This window comes from Lentihominibacter hominis, assembly GCF_014385065.1.
GTDB classification, from domain to species: domain Bacteria; phylum Bacillota; class Clostridia; order Peptostreptococcales; family Anaerovoracaceae; genus Lentihominibacter; species Lentihominibacter hominis.
Map to the genome: position 1 here is coordinate 798,459 of NZ_JACRTA010000001.1, position 16,533 is coordinate 814,991.

General features: G+C 40.6%; 18 protein-coding genes. 7 read left to right on the forward strand and 11 right to left on the reverse strand.

Translation table 11 applies throughout. From position 1 onward, the window contains the following. Positions 1 to 8: 8 nt before the first annotated feature. From H8692_RS03775 to H8692_RS03805, 7 genes are all read left to right on the forward strand, one after another. A complete protein-coding gene (locus H8692_RS03775) occupies positions 9 to 692 on the forward strand; it encodes a response regulator transcription factor (protein WP_008727270.1) in 684 nt (227 codons plus the stop codon). Then, positions 689 to 1,717 (forward strand): sensor histidine kinase, encoded by a 1,029-nt coding sequence (locus H8692_RS03780; protein ID WP_002610358.1) that lies wholly within the window; start codon positions 689 to 691, stop codon positions 1,715 to 1,717. The genes H8692_RS03775 and H8692_RS03780 overlap by 4 nt, the downstream gene beginning before the upstream one ends. 22 nt (positions 1,718 to 1,739) lie before the next feature. Continuing rightward, positions 1,740 to 2,237 carry a hypothetical protein gene (locus H8692_RS03785; RefSeq protein WP_002610362.1) on the forward strand — a complete coding sequence of 166 codons (498 nt, stop codon included), beginning with the start codon at positions 1,740 to 1,742 and terminating at the stop codon, positions 2,235 to 2,237. A 492-nt stretch (positions 2,238 to 2,729) separates the two neighbouring features. After that, on the forward strand, positions 2,730 to 3,170 hold the full coding sequence (locus H8692_RS03790; RefSeq protein ID WP_187525016.1) for an RNA polymerase sigma factor: 441 nt from the start codon (positions 2,730 to 2,732) through the stop codon (positions 3,168 to 3,170). Further along, on the forward strand, positions 3,154 to 3,405 hold the full coding sequence (locus H8692_RS03795; protein WP_002610366.1) for a helix-turn-helix domain-containing protein: 252 nt from the start codon (positions 3,154 to 3,156) through the stop codon (positions 3,403 to 3,405). The genes H8692_RS03790 and H8692_RS03795 overlap by 17 nt, the downstream gene beginning before the upstream one ends. A 409-nt stretch (positions 3,406 to 3,814) precedes the next feature. Continuing rightward, complete coding sequence (locus H8692_RS03800) at positions 3,815 to 4,018, forward strand: excisionase (protein WP_002610370.1); 204 nt, start codon at positions 3,815 to 3,817, stop codon at positions 4,016 to 4,018. Between the two features lie 80 nt (positions 4,019 to 4,098). Beyond that, the gene (locus H8692_RS03805) at positions 4,099 to 5,292 is read left to right on the forward strand and encodes a site-specific integrase (protein WP_002610375.1); all 1,194 of its coding nucleotides are present in this window, start codon (positions 4,099 to 4,101) and stop codon (positions 5,290 to 5,292) included. Between the two features lie 154 nt (positions 5,293 to 5,446). Here the strand turns inward: H8692_RS03805 and H8692_RS03810 are convergent, their stop codons facing one another. From H8692_RS03810 to rplI, 11 genes are all read right to left on the reverse strand, one after another. After that, complete coding sequence (locus H8692_RS03810) at positions 5,447 to 6,133, reverse strand: flavodoxin family protein (protein ID WP_187525017.1); 687 nt, start codon at positions 6,131 to 6,133, stop codon at positions 5,447 to 5,449. A 5-nt stretch (positions 6,134 to 6,138) separates the two neighbouring features. After that, positions 6,139 to 8,124 carry an LTA synthase family protein gene (locus H8692_RS03815; RefSeq protein ID WP_177268093.1) on the reverse strand — a complete coding sequence of 662 codons (1,986 nt, stop codon included), beginning with the start codon at positions 8,122 to 8,124 and terminating at the stop codon, positions 6,139 to 6,141. Positions 8,125 to 8,129: 5 nt separating this feature from the next. Next, complete coding sequence (gene rsmA, locus H8692_RS03820) at positions 8,130 to 9,005, reverse strand: 16S rRNA (adenine(1518)-N(6)/adenine(1519)-N(6))-dimethyltransferase RsmA (RefSeq protein ID WP_177268095.1); 876 nt, start codon at positions 9,003 to 9,005, stop codon at positions 8,130 to 8,132. Further along, positions 9,006 to 9,557 carry a ribonuclease M5 gene (gene rnmV / locus H8692_RS03825; protein WP_243206885.1) on the reverse strand — a complete coding sequence of 184 codons (552 nt, stop codon included), beginning with the start codon at positions 9,555 to 9,557 and terminating at the stop codon, positions 9,006 to 9,008. 5 nt (positions 9,558 to 9,562) lie between these two features. Beyond that, positions 9,563 to 9,880, reverse strand: coding sequence for an FtsB family cell division protein (locus tag H8692_RS03830; protein ID WP_177268097.1), 318 nt, complete (start codon positions 9,878 to 9,880; stop codon positions 9,563 to 9,565). Further along, positions 9,844 to 10,329: a spore cortex biosynthesis protein YabQ gene (yabQ, locus tag H8692_RS03835; RefSeq protein ID WP_187525018.1), complete on the reverse strand. Its 486-nt coding sequence runs from the start codon at positions 10,327 to 10,329 to the stop codon at positions 9,844 to 9,846. Before yabQ ends, H8692_RS03830 begins: the two co-directional genes overlap by 37 nt. Continuing rightward, on the reverse strand, positions 10,326 to 10,586 hold the full coding sequence (locus H8692_RS03840) for a YabP/YqfC family sporulation protein (protein ID WP_177268101.1): 261 nt from the start codon (positions 10,584 to 10,586) through the stop codon (positions 10,326 to 10,328). The genes yabQ and H8692_RS03840 overlap by 4 nt, the downstream gene beginning before the upstream one ends. A 211-nt stretch (positions 10,587 to 10,797) precedes the next feature. After that, positions 10,798 to 13,497, reverse strand: coding sequence for a peptidoglycan DD-metalloendopeptidase family protein (locus tag H8692_RS10835; protein ID WP_187525019.1), 2,700 nt, complete (start codon positions 13,495 to 13,497; stop codon positions 10,798 to 10,800). Beyond that, positions 13,449 to 14,708 carry a DnaD domain protein gene (locus tag H8692_RS03850; protein ID WP_177268105.1) on the reverse strand — a complete coding sequence of 420 codons (1,260 nt, stop codon included), beginning with the start codon at positions 14,706 to 14,708 and terminating at the stop codon, positions 13,449 to 13,451. The genes H8692_RS10835 and H8692_RS03850 overlap by 49 nt, the downstream gene beginning before the upstream one ends. A gap of 12 nt (positions 14,709 to 14,720) precedes the next feature. Then, positions 14,721 to 16,058 carry a replicative DNA helicase gene (gene dnaB / locus H8692_RS03855; protein ID WP_177268107.1) on the reverse strand — a complete coding sequence of 446 codons (1,338 nt, stop codon included), beginning with the start codon at positions 16,056 to 16,058 and terminating at the stop codon, positions 14,721 to 14,723. Between the two features lie 15 nt (positions 16,059 to 16,073). Next, positions 16,074 to 16,517 (reverse strand): 50S ribosomal protein L9, encoded by a 444-nt coding sequence (gene rplI, locus H8692_RS03860; RefSeq protein WP_187525020.1) that lies wholly within the window; start codon positions 16,515 to 16,517, stop codon positions 16,074 to 16,076. Between the last annotated feature and the right edge of the window lie 16 nt (positions 16,518 to 16,533).

The following is a 16,533-nucleotide window of genomic DNA, read 5'->3' on the forward strand; positions in this document are numbered from 1 at the left end:
CGGACATATTGGCAAAGATAGTTGTGGTTGAAGATGATGTTTATATGCGAGAAGAACTGTTGAACTTATTAGAAAAATCGGGATATGATACGATTGGATTATCGGATTTTGAAAACGCAGTATCAGAAATAGCAGCATATTTTCCCGACTTAATTTTGCTTGACATCAATCTTCCCTTTCGTTCGGGTTTTGAAATATGTAAAGAGTTGAAAGCTAAACAGATTGGTACGGTACTCGTATTGACTGCAAGAGATAAATTGCAGGACGAACTGCACGCATTAGACTTGGGGGCTGATGACTATTTAACAAAACCTTGTAATATGTCACGTTTACTTGCCCGAATTAAAAATCTTCTTCGACGTAAAGAAGAACAGGTACAGCAAGGGTTACTTGATGGAGGTGGTTTTTTACTTGACCCGAATACCTTTACAATTTATGTAGGGAATAGCTCTTACCTTATGCCACCGAACGAAGGAAAAATATTACTTGCTCTCTTGAAAAATAGCCCTAAGATTGTTTCTAAAAAAGAATTATGCATTAGACTATGGGGAACAGAAGAATTTATAGACGAAAATGCATTACAAGTAAATTTTACTCGGCTGCGAAAAACGCTTCGTGAATTTGGTCTTGAAGAACGTATAGAAACAGTGCGCGGTCAAGGCTACCGCTTGAAAGAGCAGGTGCGCTTATGAATAAGTTGAAAATACTTTTAATCTATATTTCCTCTAACCGGGTATGGATTATTACACTTGCCTGTTTGGACTTGTTCTTTATATTTCTTGCTTGGTTGGCTAACCCTGATTATTTTATAAATTATGCTGCATTGATAATTTTTGTGTCATTTGCCGCACTTGCTATTCCTCTTGCTATATCAATCAGAAAACGTAACAAGGCAGACGCTATTTTTCGGCGTTTTCTATTAGAGCCGGACGATACCAACGAATACTTACTGTGTGAAGCTGTTCCCGCTGTAATACGCCCTCTTATCTGTGAATTGGGAAAACATTTGAGGACGCAGCAAGAATATATCAACGAACAGAAAATTACAGTTACAGACTATGAACACTATGTTGAAAATTGGGTGCATGAAATCAAAAAACCACTATCCCTTATGACCTTGCTACTGGATAATCGAAAAGATGAAATGTCCCCTTTGGTTCATACTCGTATGCTTTATGTACGCGACCATACCCGACAGGATATAGAACAAATTCTATACTTTTCAAGGCTTGGGGCTACACATAAGGATTACTCTTTTGAGTCGCTTTCAATTCTTGGAACTTGCCGTGAAGCAGTTGAAGATAATTTAACGCTTCTTGAAGAAGCCGGATTTTCTATTGAATATACCGAAAACGATTATCAAGTGATTTCTGACAAAAAAGGTCTGATGTTCATTTTAGGACAGATAATCAGTAATAGTGTGAAATATGTGGGAAACAACCTTGCCCCACGGCTCATATTTTCCATAGCTGATAGTATGAATAGTGAACAGATTTCTTTATCTATCAAAGACAACGGCACAAGCATACCATTGTCTGACTTACCCTTTGTTTTCGACAAGGGGTTTACCGGAGATACGGGCAGTTACCTTAGTCGTTCTACAGGTATGGGCTTATACCTTGTTCAGAAAATGGCAACTGACTTATTTATCACGGTGGAGCTTAAAAACAATTCATACGGTGGAACAACCGTAACCTTGACGTTTCCAAAAGTGTAACGTCTATTTGGGAGGTAGTGAAATGCAGTTACAGAATGAAATAGTAAAAAAGCACACGCCAATAAAAAGCTTGCTCATTGATTGGTTAATTATATTTGGAACGTATCTTTTTATCCGCATATTCTTTGCCCTCTTTGGGCTTCATCAGAATATTGTCCTCTTGGGCTGTTGCCTTGCGATATTGCCCTATCTTTTTGGGGCGTTATATTTACAGAAATCCCACAAGCAATGTCAATTATGGCTTGCTGCATTGGCTATTTTAATACCGTCGGTTGTTGAAAAAGCAGCAATATATTTATTTGGTGCGTACTTATACAATTTAAGACCGATAAATGTTGTAGGAGTTATGGAAGCGATTAAGAGTAACGCACCATATACAAACTTCATAAAAAATCAATCAGCACAGAATTTAATAAATCTATCATATTTTAATTGGACATATATTCTATGCAGTATAGCTATTTCTGTTTTGGTTATCCTGCTTTTACATAAGACAAAACAAAAAAGTAATAAAGGATAATGAGAAATTTTTGAAATTGACATAGTATAGAACATCTGCCGGACGACGGCAAAGAAAAAAAGCTGTCGCAACGCAGACAGGTTTTCACGCGCCTATTCTATTTCGGCGGCTTTGATTTTCAGAGCCGCCGTTTCTTTTTATCTATCTAAATTCTAACGATAACTCTCCTACTAGATAAAGACATGGCGGTATCAAGGAGGTATCGTCATGTCCTTTTTCCTATGCCCTAATAGACTGTTATCAAAAAAAGCCATTACCCGCCAACGGGTTATTCTGGCTACATAGATGAACTCACAAATCATACATATACTTTTGATAATTCCTTTGCGCCTGTCTGCAATTTGCAGACGGGCGCATTTTGTATTTTATCAAAAAACTTTTTCAAAAAATTTCTAAAACCAACGTCCATTTTGAAGTGCGTTGGTTTGAGGGTTTACGAAAGGGGACATTTCAAACTCCACCGCTTTCGCGGCAGCGAAAGGAGGTGAGAACATGAACGAGCTTATTCGTACCCAATGGCAAATCCGTTGTGCTTTTAACGGCTTTTGCAAACTGGCGTTGAAGCGAGAAGCTATGAATGCCCACAGGGACACAAAGCAGCGACAATTACGCGAGGTTACTTTTTCTGACCTGTCGCCACTGGAAGAAAAACAGCTCTACGTCTGCGACGAGTATTTTGCAGATGATGAAGCAGAACAGTCTTTCGTTGTCGGCGGCAAAGAAATTACTGCGAAGCTGCTTGCCGAAGCCCTGCACAGTTTGCCGGAAGAAAAGCGGGAAACCGTACTGCTGTATTATTTCTTTGACATGAGCGAACGCGAGATTGCAAAGTTTTGTAATCTGTCAAGGACAACGGTACAGTCCCGCCGGACAAGCTCAATGAAGCTGTTAAAACGCTATTTGGAGGAAAAAGCCTATGACTGCACAGATTAGTAAATCAGAACAGGACGAACGCGGCTTGTTGCCTTACCCGGTAATCATAGCCGCTACTAAGGGCGACCCGGAAGCTATGAACATTGTCGTACAGCATTACGAAAGCTACATAGCGTCCCTGTCTATGCGAAAGCTGCGTGATGAGCGCGGAAATATCTATTGGGGCATAGATGAGGATATACGCGACCGCTTGCGTTCGCGTCTTATGCGGGCTGTCCTTTCATTCAAGGTTTGAGATAACCACAAGCAGCGTCCCCCTTTCCGCTGCCTGTTGACTTGACCTTACTTGCTCTTTGACAAAGAAAGCGACGCAAGATAACGGCGACGCAGTATAGGGCAAATCGGATACGTCCTTTTTGCGTTGAGCCATACGGCAGGTGCGCCATGACGCTTTTCTTCTATTGGAGAAAGTCGAGCGACCACCACCACGCCGGGGAACAAGTGTAGCGGCTTGTGGGCGACGACACGCACTAAGGGTAGACAAGCCTTTATAGCCATAGTCCGAGCGTTAAAAGCGTCGCAGGCATTGGGTAGAGCTGCCTTAACGGGCAGGGGTGGAACTCCCGCGAGGTTGTGCTAACAGCCGTCCGATTAAAGCCCCTTTTACTATTCACTTTTCCTAATATTGAAAGGGGGACGATACTATGAGTAACGCCGACGTGCCTATTTGGGAAAAATACACGCTTACGATAGATGAAGCAGCTAAATACTTCCGTATCGGAGAAAACAAGCTGCGTAAATTAGCCGAGGAAAATCCTGCCGCCGGGTGGGTTATTATGAACGGCAACCGTATTCAAATCAAGCGCAAACAGTTTGAAAAAATGATTGATACCATAGACACAATCTGATAGTGAAATTGAGCCTTGAATGTGCTATAATGGGATAAGCATATCAAGGCTCTTTCCGTCTTGGAAAGGAGCATTGAAAAATGTCAAAGAAAAGACGTGACAGCAAAAATCGAGTTTTGCGGTCGGGAGAGAGCCAGAGAAAAGACGGAAGATATGCTTACAAATATATAGATACCTTTGGTAATCCGCAGTTTGTGTATGCGTGGAAGTTAGTACCTACGGACAAGACCCCTGCCGGAAAGCGTGAGGATATATCCCTACGAGAAAAGGTAAAAGAGATACAGAAAGACCTTGACGACGGGATAGACACCATAGGCAAGAAAATGACGGTCTGCCAACTTTATGCAAAGCAGATACGCCACCGGGGAAATGTAAGGTACAATACGAAAAACGGACGCAAGCGGCTGATGAAGCTACTGGAAGAAGATAAACTTGGGGGCTGCCCGATTGACAGCGTGAAGCTGTCCGACGCGAAAGAATGGGCAATCCGCATGAAAGAAAAAGGAATTTCCTATAAGACTATCAGTAATGACAAGCGTTCCTTGAAAGCTGCCTTTTACACAGCGATACAGGACGATTGCATAAGGAAAAATCCTTTTGACTTCCAGTTAAACACTGTCATTGAAGATGATACAGAACCAAAGGTTCCGCTAACACCAGCGCAGGAAGAAAGTTTTTTGTCCTTTGCTCAAAATGACAAAGTTTATCAGAAGTATTATGACGAGCTTATTATTTTGCTTGGGACAGGGCTTCGTATCTCTGAACTTTGCGGGCTGACCGATACTGACATTAACTTTGAGAATAGGATAATCAATGTAGACCACCAACTTTTAAGAAGTGCGGAAACAGGATATTACATTGAAACACCAAAAACGAAAAGCGGTATTCGTCAAATTCCAATGAGCGAAAAAGTATATGAAGCATTTAACCGAGTGCTGAAACGGCGCAGGGGTGCAAAAGCTGTTACTATTGACGGTTACAGCAACTTCCTTTTCCTCAACCGGGACGGCTACCCGAAAACAGCTACCAATTATGACGGTATGTTTAGGGGGCTTGCAAAGAAGTACAACAAGTACCATGAGGAAGCTCTACCGAAAGTAATGACACCGCACACCTTACGTCATACGTTCTGTACCAACATGGCAAATGCCGGAATGAACCCGAAAGCATTACAGTACATTATGGGACATTCCAACATTACTATGACGCTGAACTATTACGCACACGCTACTTTCGACAGCGCAAAAGCTGAAATGCTGCGGATAGCAGCTTAGTAGTAAATCAAGGTTTTACTACTTCTTTACTACTTTTGAAAGCAAAAACCTAAGCGGATATAAAAATATATGTGAGTTTCTTCCGATACGAAAAATGCCGGAAAAGCCTGTAAATACGGGCTATACCGGCATATAAGAACTTCTAAAAAGATAATCAAAATTCATATCTAATTTTCTGTGGAAAAGTATGCGTTCCATAAGCAAAATGATTTCCATGTTTCAAATCTTTCAACATCGCATCATCTCCCCGTTCCTCAGCACCATTGACTGCAGATTTAACAACAGAAGCAAGCCTAACCGCTTTTCTTCCCAAATCATACGCTACAGCCTTTCCCTTCTCCTTATCTGATGTTTTTCCGTAAGTGGCGACCCATCCGGCGTCAATAAAATTATGACAGCTGTAAAAACTCTGCATTGCCTGCAAAGTACTGACAACACCTGCACTTCCGCAGGTGATAGCTGACACAGTAATCTTTCCATCCCCAACCGGCATATATGCCAGCGCTCTGTCCATTATAGCCTTACACTGAGCGGAAACGCTGTAAAAATATACCGGTACGCCGAATATCACAATATCTGCAGTTTCTATTTCATCATAAACATCTTTTATGAAATCATCTCCGCAGACACATTGTCCTGTCTTGGCGCAGGCCCAGCAGCCTCTGCACATTTTAAAATTTTCAGCAGCCGCATCACATACTCCCATCAGCTTCGTACTGACATGAACTCCGCCGTCTGTATTCATCGAAAGGCAGCCTGCCAATACCTCATCAAGAAGCTGTTCTGTATTTCGCCCTTTTCGGGGACTTGTATTTATGGCAAAAACTTTTATTCTTTCCATTTGCTTTATTCCGTTGTGCTCAGAATCTCCTTATTTTTTTCGACCTGACTTATCTTCATCTTTGAAACATCTTCAGGATCAACTTCCTCCTTCAAAGCCAGTATAGTAGGTCCCAGATATACCGTACTCAATATCTCTCCATCCAGGGACACTTTACTGTATTCAGTGAAATTCTGCCCCTTGATATAATAATTTTCTCCGATCTTAACTATTTCATCTATTTTGATATCCTTAACACCCATCTTGAGATTTGTAGCCTTATATGGATTTTTTCCTCCATAAATATACTGCTTGCCATACAACATATCATAGGCCAGAGATTCAAGACCGCTCAGATAATCATTATCATCTTTATGACTTTGTTGATATTTGTTTATCATTCCCACTGATATGCCGAGTCTGTCTAAAACTTCCGATGTCAAGTTGTATGCATACAGATCCTGATCTTCTTTTTCCATGCCGAAGTTATTCCATATTATATACTGAGTCTGATACAAAGAACCGTTTTTCATCATATCTTCCGTCATATCCAGTGCCGGAAGATGATCTCCATACATTACCAGAATAACATCTTCATCATAATTAGCCAAAGTATCAGTCAATTCTTTGACGAATAAATCCATCTCGTATACCTGATTAGCATAATACTCATATGTCCACTTCTGTTCTTCTGATTCAGCCTTGGTAACTGTAACAGCAGGATCTTCTATTACCTGTTCCGTCGGATACTTTCCGTGACCTTGAACCGAAATAGTATATATATAATCTGATCCGTCCGTACTTTCAAGAGCATCCATTATCTGTTCTGTAAGGATAGAATCTTTTGCCCAGTTCTTAGGAGTCTTCATAACATTATTCATATATTCCAAACTTGTAAAAGTATCAAACCCCATATTTGAAAATACTTTATTTCTTCCGTAGAAGACACCTCTGTGATTATGTATAGCATGAGACGAATATCCCAGAGTTTTCAGATCATTAGGCGTAGTCTCACACGTTGTCTTTCTCAATATTTCCTTATATGGATATTCCCCGGGTCCAAAAAACTTAACGCTGATGCCCGTCATAACTTCAAATTCCACATTAGCAGTACCTGCTCCTACAGCGGGTACTGTCAGATATCCTGAAGAATATTCTTTCATAAGCTGCCTGTAATTAGGTATAGGATCCTTTGAATATTCAAGCCCTTCTACCAAAGTAGGGTCGATGAAAGATTCAAGTTGCAGAAATAAAATATTAGGTTTGCTTTTCACGTCCGTATTATCATCTTCTCCCGGCGTATATATATTGTCATCTCCTAATTCACCGTCCTCAAAAATACTCTTTATCTGATTTTCAGAATATCCTGATGGTTTGCTTACCCCCTTATCCATCCATGTCACAAGAAAACAGTAAGGCACTCCATTATCTCTGTATCCATAAGCGAGATTTCCAAAGAAAGTATCCAGTACTCCTGTTCTTATAGCCAGCTGAAAAGCTCCGAAAGTACCAATGGCAATTATTGCTATAGCTGCGATTGCCTTTTTATAATTCACTTTATTCTTAAGCTTTGGGGCTTTTCTGTATAAAAATATTATTGCAAGAACTAAGGCCAGTACCCCTGCTATAGCCAGCACCAAAGTCGTCACGGAAAAATAATTGGAAACAATGGATAGCCCATCTTCCAAACTTTTCAGATCATATACAGTAAACGGCGTCATTCTGTTAGACAATATCACTCCGTTTACTATCCCCAGCGTAAGCCATATCAAAGACAGCATACACATGGCAAAAACTCTTCTCCTAAAAAGCAATGCCAAAGATATAACCGCCCATATCATTAATACGTTGCATAAAAATACCAAAGGACTCTGTATCATAAAGGCAATGCTGCTTATAAGAGAATGCCTTGCAAGAGTTTCTATAATAAGATTTAAGACCACTGCTGTAACAAACAGCAATACGATATAATTTTTCAGATATTTATTGTAAAACGCTTTCAGTTTCTCCATCTGTCTTATCTCCCATAACAAGCAGCCACGCTGTTGGCGATGGCAGCAAATTCTTTTATATCCAGGGTCTCTGCCCTTCTGTTAAACTCAATTCCTGTTTCTGATAATATCTCTCTGATCTGATCTTTAGACAGCCCGCAAACTCCTGTGAGAGAATTTAAAAGTGTTTTTCTTCTCTGCCCGAATCCATGCTTTATACAGGAAAAAAAAACCTTTTCGCTTATTAAATCCACCGGCCTCTCTTTTCTTACGGAAAGCTGCAAAACTGTGGAATCAACCTTCGGCCGAGGAACAAATACTTCCTTGGGAACAGAAGTTACCTGATGGACATCGCAATAATATTGCACTGCTACAGACAGTGCCCCGTAGGTTTTCCCTCCCGGAGATGATTTTATCCTGTCAGCTACTTCTTTCTGCATCATTATCGTTATGCTGTCAACAGACACGCCTCTTTCCAGAATACTCATAATAATAGGCGTAGTAATATAATACGGCAGATTTCCTATTATCTTGACTCTGCCGCTGAAAGTTCCGGCTTCTTTTTCTTCATTTATTATTTCATTTATATCTGTCTTCAGGATATCTCTGTTTATCACCTTGATATTGTCGTACCCGCCAAGTGTCTCGGACAATATAGGTATGAGTTTTTTATCTATCTCCACAGCGATAACTCGCGCAGCTGATTCTGCAGCTGCAGCTGTCAAAACGCCTATTCCCGGACCTATCTCGATCACAAGATCGTCGGAATTTATTTCCGCTCCGTCTATGATCTTTTCTATCACATTTCTGTCTGTTATGAAATTCTGTCCTAAACTTTTTGATAGTTTAAAATCGTGTCGTTCTTTTATATCCTGTATTGTAGAAGGTGCATATAATTTCATCTATATCTCCCGGATAGCCTTATAAAGTTCTTCTTTAGTGATCCCAAACTTATTCAGCTTCTGAAGAAAACTTTTTCCGTTACTGTATCCTATGCCAAGCGATTTGCCTGCAAACTGTCTTCTAAGCGCCGAATCCGCTTGTCCCACAAGACCTGCCGCTACCATATCATCAATGGTAAACTCCTGTCCTCCTACAGATTCCTCCAGTAAACAATGCGCCTTCTCAAGAGCGCTTCTTATACTTTCCGAAGATGCATTTTCTATGCCTATGTCTCCATTTTTTTCTGCGTCACTTCTGTCTAAAAACGCTTCTTTGGCATCGGGGAATCTCTTCATAAGTCGCTGTCTTATCTGTCTTCCTGCGTGATCGGGATCTGTAAATACTATTATTCCTTTTTCTCGATACGCTTTCTCTATAAGAGACCAGGTCTTTTCTGTTATACCATACCCATGTGTTTCTATTGTGACGGCATCTACACTTTTTTTAATGGCAGCCGTGTCATCACGTCCCTCGACGATAATGATTTCTTTGATCTTCATATCCGAAGTCATTTATCCTATTCCTCCGTATCTTCTGCATCTTTGTCCGGCTTTGTTATATCATCAGGAAATATGTAAATGGTCTCTCCCGGTTTTATCAGTCTCAGCTGATCGCGAGCTTGTTCTTCCAGATTTTTCAAATCATTAGCCTGCTCCAGCTCTTTTTCAAGCTGCTCTTTTTCATCCTGGAGTTCCTGTTTCTGCTCCTTCATATCATGTTGCTCTTTCTTAAGAGAAATTATATTTATAACAGTAAATGAAATCAGCCCGATTATGACCATAACAACAATGCCTATCATCAGTCTCCGTCTGTTGCGGTTTCTTCTGATAGCCATTTTTCCTCTTGTCTTCTGTCTGGCGGATTCCTTAGCTTTCGCTTCTTCTTTTTCCCTTTCCGCCCGTCTTTTCTCCAGCCGCTGCCTCCTAGCTTGTTCCATGTCGATGACTTGGCTGTTATTTTTGAATTCTTTGCTGCGTCGTCTTTTACCCATGTCCTGATTATAACACAGCATATTTTTTTCCACAACAACAGTCCTGCCGAAAAGCCCAAAACAGCATGAAACGTGATTTTTCCAAAAGCGCAGTAATATAAAAATGCAGAAAGGGCAGCTCCCGAAGCCACCCAGAAAATCAATTCCTCCACGATCCGCAATCCACGTCCGGTCGCTATATACTGCAGCCTCTTTTTGATTTGCCAAAGAGTTTCCGTAAAAATGCCGGCACAAAACATTACTGCCGTGGTTTCTGCTTGATGTGCGATAAGCTCTGTAAATTTTATCATCATTTCATAAGCTTGGCGAAAAAGCCCTTTTCTCCTTTTTCTCTTACTTTTACATACATTAATGAATCTATGGTGCCGACTATTACCGCGCGGCCTTCATTAAGATCCAACATCTGAATATGGAGTTTGGAACCTTTCACTATCATTGCGCCCTTGCTGAGAGTTGCTCTCACCTCATCTTCATCAAAGCTGTCTATTTCCTTTATGTCTGTTACTGTGATGGTCTCTCTGTTATCTATCATGACTGTATGATTCTCCATAAGCATACCTCCTTTTGAGAAAATCGGTCCCATCTGCAGCGGGCCGGTATATATTAAAATATATTTATGTTGCATGCCTGTTAGAACCATTCATATGACAAAGTACGCAGTATCAATTCTTTTCAGCGTACGGCATTATATCTAAACAAATATAAAGAGCCGCATAAACGGCTCTTTATAAATCATCTGCATATAAAATTTTTCCCAATATTTACGGTAGATAGTTTATCGGATTCTTTGCCACACCATTAACTCTTATTTCAAAATGGCAATGAGGTCCTGTACTTCTGCCGGTATTCCCTGATTCTGCAATATGCTGACCCTGATAAACTTTATCGCCTTTACTTACAAGAAGTGAACTGTTATGAGCATATCTTGTTTCCATACCATTCTGATGGTCTATGATGACAAGATATCCATACGCCCCGCTGTATCCGGCATATGTAACCGTACCTCCATCAGCGGCTAAAACATTACTTCCTACAGGACATCCCAAATCTATGCCTTCATGGCTTCTGCCCCATCTGGAACCAAAATTAGATGTAAGAGTATATCCCCCTGATAATGGCCAGATATACTTGCCTGACCCGACAGTAGGCGGCTTTTCTTTGGTTCCCACCATTATCACCTCTGTTACAGGTTCCTTCTTCACCGTAGTTACCAGAGGAGTCTCTTCTTTTTCCTCGCCATTTACCAGAACGATTCTCGAGGTTATCTCACTGAGACCATTTTCACCCTTCTGATGAGTTTCAGTATATCCCTCATACAAATCAGCATCATCTTTTTCCTCAACCTCATATTCTATCTGCTTCTCATAAGTCACAAGCTCGGTTATCTTCACGGTGAGAAGAGGCGCATGCTGCTTTATCTTCAGTACGCTGCCCACTTCCAGTTTTTTCTGATCTACATTGGGGTTTTCCTGAAGGATATCCTCTTCTGTCATAGAATAAAGTTTAGCGATATCCGCAAGAGTTTCTCCTGCTACAACTTTATGCATCTTCTCTGTCTCTCCGCTGGTACAAAGCTTTTCAACCATCTCTTTTTCAGAAAGAACATCTTCCAGATCTGTATTGCTCTGCTTGACATCTACTTTTTCTATGAATACAGCTTCTTCTATTTCGGCTCCTTCTCTGCCGCTTGTATATCTGTCTTTAATATCCTGCATTACATCGGCCGCAGCTTCTTTACTTTCTACAGCTCCGACCTTCTTTCCATTGACATATATTCCGTAAGCTTTCACATTAAGATTACCCATATATGAAAGTCTTTTGAGAACTTCTTCAGAATTGTCTATTTCCACATCACCCAGAGCAGATACTCTTTTAAACTCTATATCATCTTTAGCATCGATTATTACATCAACATTCTTATCTTCTGTCAAAGCGCCCTGAACCAGATCAGTAATCCTCAAGACTTCATCTTTCTCCTTAACCAGTCCCAAAGTCTTACCGTTATAAGAATATTCATATGCGGTACAGTAATTGAAAACACCTGCAACACCTACAAGAAGCATTATAAATACAGAAAACAATGTAAGCAGCGGCGCTTTATGATTATCGCAGAACGTCTTAAGGCCTTTCATCCTTTTTCCCAAAGGGCTGTTTTCATAATCAAGCATTTTCTGCTTCATAGAAAGCTCTACCGCTTCCCTAGCCTCTTCCCGGCGTTTTTCGCGTTCCTCTCTCATCTGTTGAGTTTTTTCTTCTGATGATTCTTTACGCTCTTTTCTGTCTGCGACTCCCAGAAGATCTTTTAAAGAAATGGACATAGTATCCTTTATCTTTGTATTGATCTGTATGCCTTTTACATTCACAACGCCTCCGCCTAATTCTGCATCGGCAATACTCTTCTGCTTCAGTCTTTCCTTCTCGAGCTTAGCTCTTTCGGCAGCTTCCCGTTTTTCTCTTTTATGACGCTCTTTGGCTTCTATCCTCTGGATCTTCTCATCTCTTTTTTTCTTTGCCTTAGCTAATTTTTCTTCTCTGGCTGCTTTAGCTTTCTCTTCTTTTATAAGTTTTTCTACTTTTGTTCTCTGTTCTCTCAGAGCTCTCTCATTTTTTTCCCGTTCTTCTCGAGCCAATCTCTCTGACTTATGAGCCTCTAAAAGATCTTGAAGCTTAGCCTGCTCTTCTTTGAGAAGCTCCTGCTGCTGCGTAAGTTTTATCTGCTGCTCAGCCGCCAGTTTTTCTGTATGTTTCTCTGTCATCTGGGAAATAGTCCCTATCTTTGCATCTTGCTGCTGCTGTGCTGAAAGGAGTTCCTTCTTAGCCTCTTCAAGGCCTTTCATCAGATCCTCTGGTTTATCTTCATCAAAAAACTCTCTGATTTCTTCCGGCGTAGCTTCAGATTCTGACGCTGTATTATTTTCACGAAGCTGCTTATTCTTTGCCTGTATCTCAGCTTCCATAGCATCCAACGCCTGTTTTCTGGATATGGCCTTAGCACGTCTTTCAGCTTCTGCTGCTCGACGACGTTTTTTTTCAGCTTCTTCTTCTATTAACGCAGCACGTTTTTGAGCTTCCAGAATCTCCTGCTGAGCCTGTTTCTTTTTAAACTCTCTTTTGAGGGCTTCCTCTCTCTGAATTCTTTCAGCTTCTGCATCTCTTCTCGCTTGCTCTATTATCGCCTGTTTTGCTGCAATGATCTCCTCAGTATCTTCCAAGACTATGTCTTTACTTTCTTGCCGACTGCTGCCCGAATCGGGCAAAATATCCATATCATCTGTCTTAAGAGCCTCAACACTTTTTCTCAGACTCATGATGTCTTCGTAAATCTTTTTAGCTTCTTCATCCTGAGAAAACAGTTCTTCTCTACTCATGGCTTTATTTTCAGTCCTATCAGATTTCTGTTCTTTTGAAGATGTTACTGATTCATTAAGCTTATCTTTTCCTTCGTTATCTCTCGGAAACATTGACATTTCTCTCCTGTTTCAAGCATTCCGGTATCCTTACATTTCGGACACCTGTATCTTATATCCATAAAATCCATCTCAAACCCGTTATCCGTAAGCAGAAATGCCTTCTCCATATTAAGAGAATCCAGCCTGCCTCTTATCTCTTCCAAAGCCTGTTTTCTGTCAGCCCTGTCAGAAATTATTATTTTTGAAATCTCTTTACTCTGAGTACTAATCTCATCTTCTATCTCTTTGATCCTCGGCACTTTTTCGTATACCTGCTGCCTTCGCTGCTGAGCTTCTTCCTCTTCCTTTCGTACCAGAGCATCATAGTACTTCATTATATCACCGGTAGTAAGCTCCTTATTCCCTCCGGAAGATTTGCCGTTCTGCTCTTCATACCAGTTTATCAATATTTTGTTAACATAATTGATATTAGGACTGGATATACCTGAAGTCTTACTACATGCCGTAAGAACTTTATCAAGAGAAAACCCCATAGTTTCAAACCATGTATCTATAATGCGCTTCTCTTCTTCCGTAGCATTTCTGGCAAATCCCAATGCCTGAAATACCCTTTTATACAGATGATGCTTTTTATCATTCTCGCTCAGATGCTTTTCTACGGCTATTACATCCGTCAGACCTTCTTCTGCCCATTTTTTGATAACCGCCGTTATGTATTTAATATTTTTTTTCTTTTTCTGCACGCAATAAGAATATCCATATACTATAACTTCCGGCGCAGCATTAAAATCATTTATGAGAGAAAGTATCTCCATCATCTCAGTCCCACTTATAACTTTTCCTGCTATCTTTTCTATCTGCGTGAACATATTCTGTATCTCTTTATCAGACATAAGAGAATTAACATTGCTTTCAACAGTTATACTCTTCGCCTTTGTCTTTTCACCGTAAAGCTGCTCTTTAAGGCTTATAAACTCTATATCGTAATCAAACTTATCATCAGGATTATTCCTTATCTTCCTGACTACGCCCATGCGCTCCCAATAGGTCCATGCCTTAAGAACATCCTCATGGTCTATACCCAGATGTTTTGCTATATCCTCATTGGTAATATCCGTCTCCAAGCAAGAATACATATGGGCAAACATATATACCTTAACAAACTCGCCCGGAGCTGAAACCATGTATTCATTTATAAATATATTTTCCACGCTGGTATCCAGCAAAAAATAATCTTTTCTCTTTTCTCTTTTAAAGCCCATCTATCCTCCAAATCAAAAGCCGGGGATATTATTTCCGCCCATACTGTCCACAAATTTTGTAAGCTTATCCAGCCATGTGACTTTAACGGTTCCTGTAGGTCCGCTCCTCTGCTTGGCTATTATGACTTCACACTCTCCGTGAGCTTCCGAGTCCTCATTATAGTACTCGTCTCTGTATAAAAATACAACTATATCGGCATCCTGCTCTATGGATCCTGACTCTCTGAGGTCGGAAAGCATAGGTCTGTGATCAGTTCTCGTCTCCGGGGCTCTTGACAGCTGTGAAAGCACAAGAACCGGACAGTCCAGCTCTCTTGCCAATAATTTTAAGTTCCTGGATATCACAGAAATTTCCTGAGTTCTGGAATCCGCCTTTCCCTCAGGATTCATCAACTGCAGATAGTCTATTACAACAAGATCCAGACCTTCCTCGGCCTTAAGTCTTCTACATTTGCTCTTCATCTCCATTATATTGACTCCGGCAGTGTCATCTATATGTATATTTGCTTTAGACAATACATCTAATGCTATATTAATATCATCCCAGTCTCTTCTTTCCAGTTTGCCGGTTTTCAAGCTCTGCATAGGCACTTTAGATTCCATGGAAAGAAGTCTCTGCCCCAACTGCTCCTTAGACATCTCCATACTGAATACCATGACAGATGCTTTTCCTTTTACCGCTGCATTAAGAGCCAAAGAAAGAGCGAAAGCCGTCTTCCCCATAGCCGGTCTTGCCGCCAGTATTATCAGATCCGAGCGTTGAAGCCCTGATGTCATTATATCAAGATACTTAAATCCGGTAGTAATTCCGGTGAGTCCTCCGTCCATCTGAGAGGCCTTATCTATTATCTCTATATTTTCCAGAAGCACATCCTTAATGTGGGCATACTGTCCCTTTTGTCTGGACTGTGATATTTCAAAGATACCACTCTCTGCATAATCCAGCATCTGAGCAGCTTCCATAGCTTCTTCGTATCCTTTTGCCATTATATCGTCTGCCGTATCTATCAGCCTTCGTATAGACGCCTTTTCCGCAACTATTTTACCGTATTCCATTGCATTTGACGTAGTCGGAGTTCCGGAGGACAGAGAAGCGATATAAGCTCTGCCTCCCACCATGTTAAGACTGTTTTTTTTCTTAAGTTCCTCTGATACTGTAAGTGCATCTACAGGAATATTTTTTCTGTGTAGCTCCAACATAGCTTTAAATATCTCTTTATGATTATTATCGTAAAAATCATCGGCTTTTACCACTTCGACGACATCAAAAAGAGCATCCTTTGAAAGCAAAGCTGCACCAAGAACAGATTTTTCCGCCTCTATACTGTGCGGAGGAATTCTTCCTTCCATATTCTTCTCCAACAATTAAACGGTTACCCTAACCTTAAGCGTTGCCGATACCTCAGAAAAAAGCTTTATATTAACTTCGGTTTCTCCCGCTTGTTTTATCGGTCCTGATAACTCTATCTTTTTTTTGTCTATTTTTATATTCTCCTGCTTAAGCAGTGCTTCTGCTATATCTTTAGATGTTATTGATCCGAAGAGCTTACCGGTTTCTCCTCCCTTTGACTTTATCTCCAAAGTTATGTTTTCTATGGTCTTAGCCTGCTGCTGCGCAGCTGCCTTTTGTTCTTTATGCTTTTCTGCGGCTATAGCTTTCTGTTTTTCAAGATTTCTTATATTCCCTTCTGTTGCCTCCTTGGCAAGTCCTTTAGGCAAAAGCATATTTCTTGCATATCCGTCGCTTACTTTTACGACCTCTCCGGCTTTTCCTGTTCCCTTAACATCCTTTGTCAGTATAACTATCATAATTTTAACCTCCTAT

Excerpts from the sequence above, each read along its gene's own strand:
- H8692_RS03780 (WP_002610358.1), top strand. The coding sequence starts at position 689 with ATGAATAAGTTGAAAATACTTTTAATCTATATTTCCTCTAACCGGGTA.
- H8692_RS03785 (WP_002610362.1), top strand. The coding sequence starts at position 1,740 with ATGCAGTTACAGAATGAAATAGTAAAAAAGCACACGCCAATAAAAAGC.
- H8692_RS03790 (WP_187525016.1), top strand. The coding sequence starts at position 2,730 with ATGAACGAGCTTATTCGTACCCAATGGCAAATCCGTTGTGCTTTTAAC.
- H8692_RS03795 (WP_002610366.1), top strand. The coding sequence starts at position 3,154 with ATGACTGCACAGATTAGTAAATCAGAACAGGACGAACGCGGCTTGTTG.
- H8692_RS03800 (WP_002610370.1), top strand. The coding sequence starts at position 3,815 with ATGAGTAACGCCGACGTGCCTATTTGGGAAAAATACACGCTTACGATA.
- H8692_RS03805 (WP_002610375.1), top strand. The coding sequence starts at position 4,099 with ATGTCAAAGAAAAGACGTGACAGCAAAAATCGAGTTTTGCGGTCGGGA.
- H8692_RS03810 (WP_187525017.1), bottom strand. The coding sequence starts at position 6,133 with ATGGAAAGAATAAAAGTTTTTGCCATAAATACAAGTCCCCGAAAAGGG.
- H8692_RS03815 (WP_177268093.1), bottom strand. The coding sequence starts at position 8,124 with ATGGAGAAACTGAAAGCGTTTTACAATAAATATCTGAAAAATTATATC.
- rsmA (WP_177268095.1), bottom strand. The coding sequence starts at position 9,005 with ATGAAATTATATGCACCTTCTACAATACAGGATATAAAAGAACGACAC.
- rnmV (WP_243206885.1), bottom strand. The coding sequence starts at position 9,557 with ATGACTTCGGATATGAAGATCAAAGAAATCATTATCGTCGAGGGACGT.
- H8692_RS03830 (WP_177268097.1), bottom strand. The coding sequence starts at position 9,880 with ATGGCTATCAGAAGAAACCGCAACAGACGGAGACTGATGATAGGCATT.
- yabQ (WP_187525018.1), bottom strand. The coding sequence starts at position 10,329 with ATGATGATAAAATTTACAGAGCTTATCGCACATCAAGCAGAAACCACG.
- H8692_RS03840 (WP_177268101.1), bottom strand. The coding sequence starts at position 10,586 with ATGGAGAATCATACAGTCATGATAGATAACAGAGAGACCATCACAGTA.
- H8692_RS10835 (WP_187525019.1), bottom strand. The coding sequence starts at position 13,497 with ATGTTTCCGAGAGATAACGAAGGAAAAGATAAGCTTAATGAATCAGTA.
- H8692_RS03850 (WP_177268105.1), bottom strand. The coding sequence starts at position 14,708 with ATGGGCTTTAAAAGAGAAAAGAGAAAAGATTATTTTTTGCTGGATACC.
- dnaB (WP_177268107.1), bottom strand. The coding sequence starts at position 16,058 with ATGGAAGGAAGAATTCCTCCGCACAGTATAGAGGCGGAAAAATCTGTT.
- rplI (WP_187525020.1), bottom strand. The coding sequence starts at position 16,517 with ATGATAGTTATACTGACAAAGGATGTTAAGGGAACAGGAAAAGCCGGA.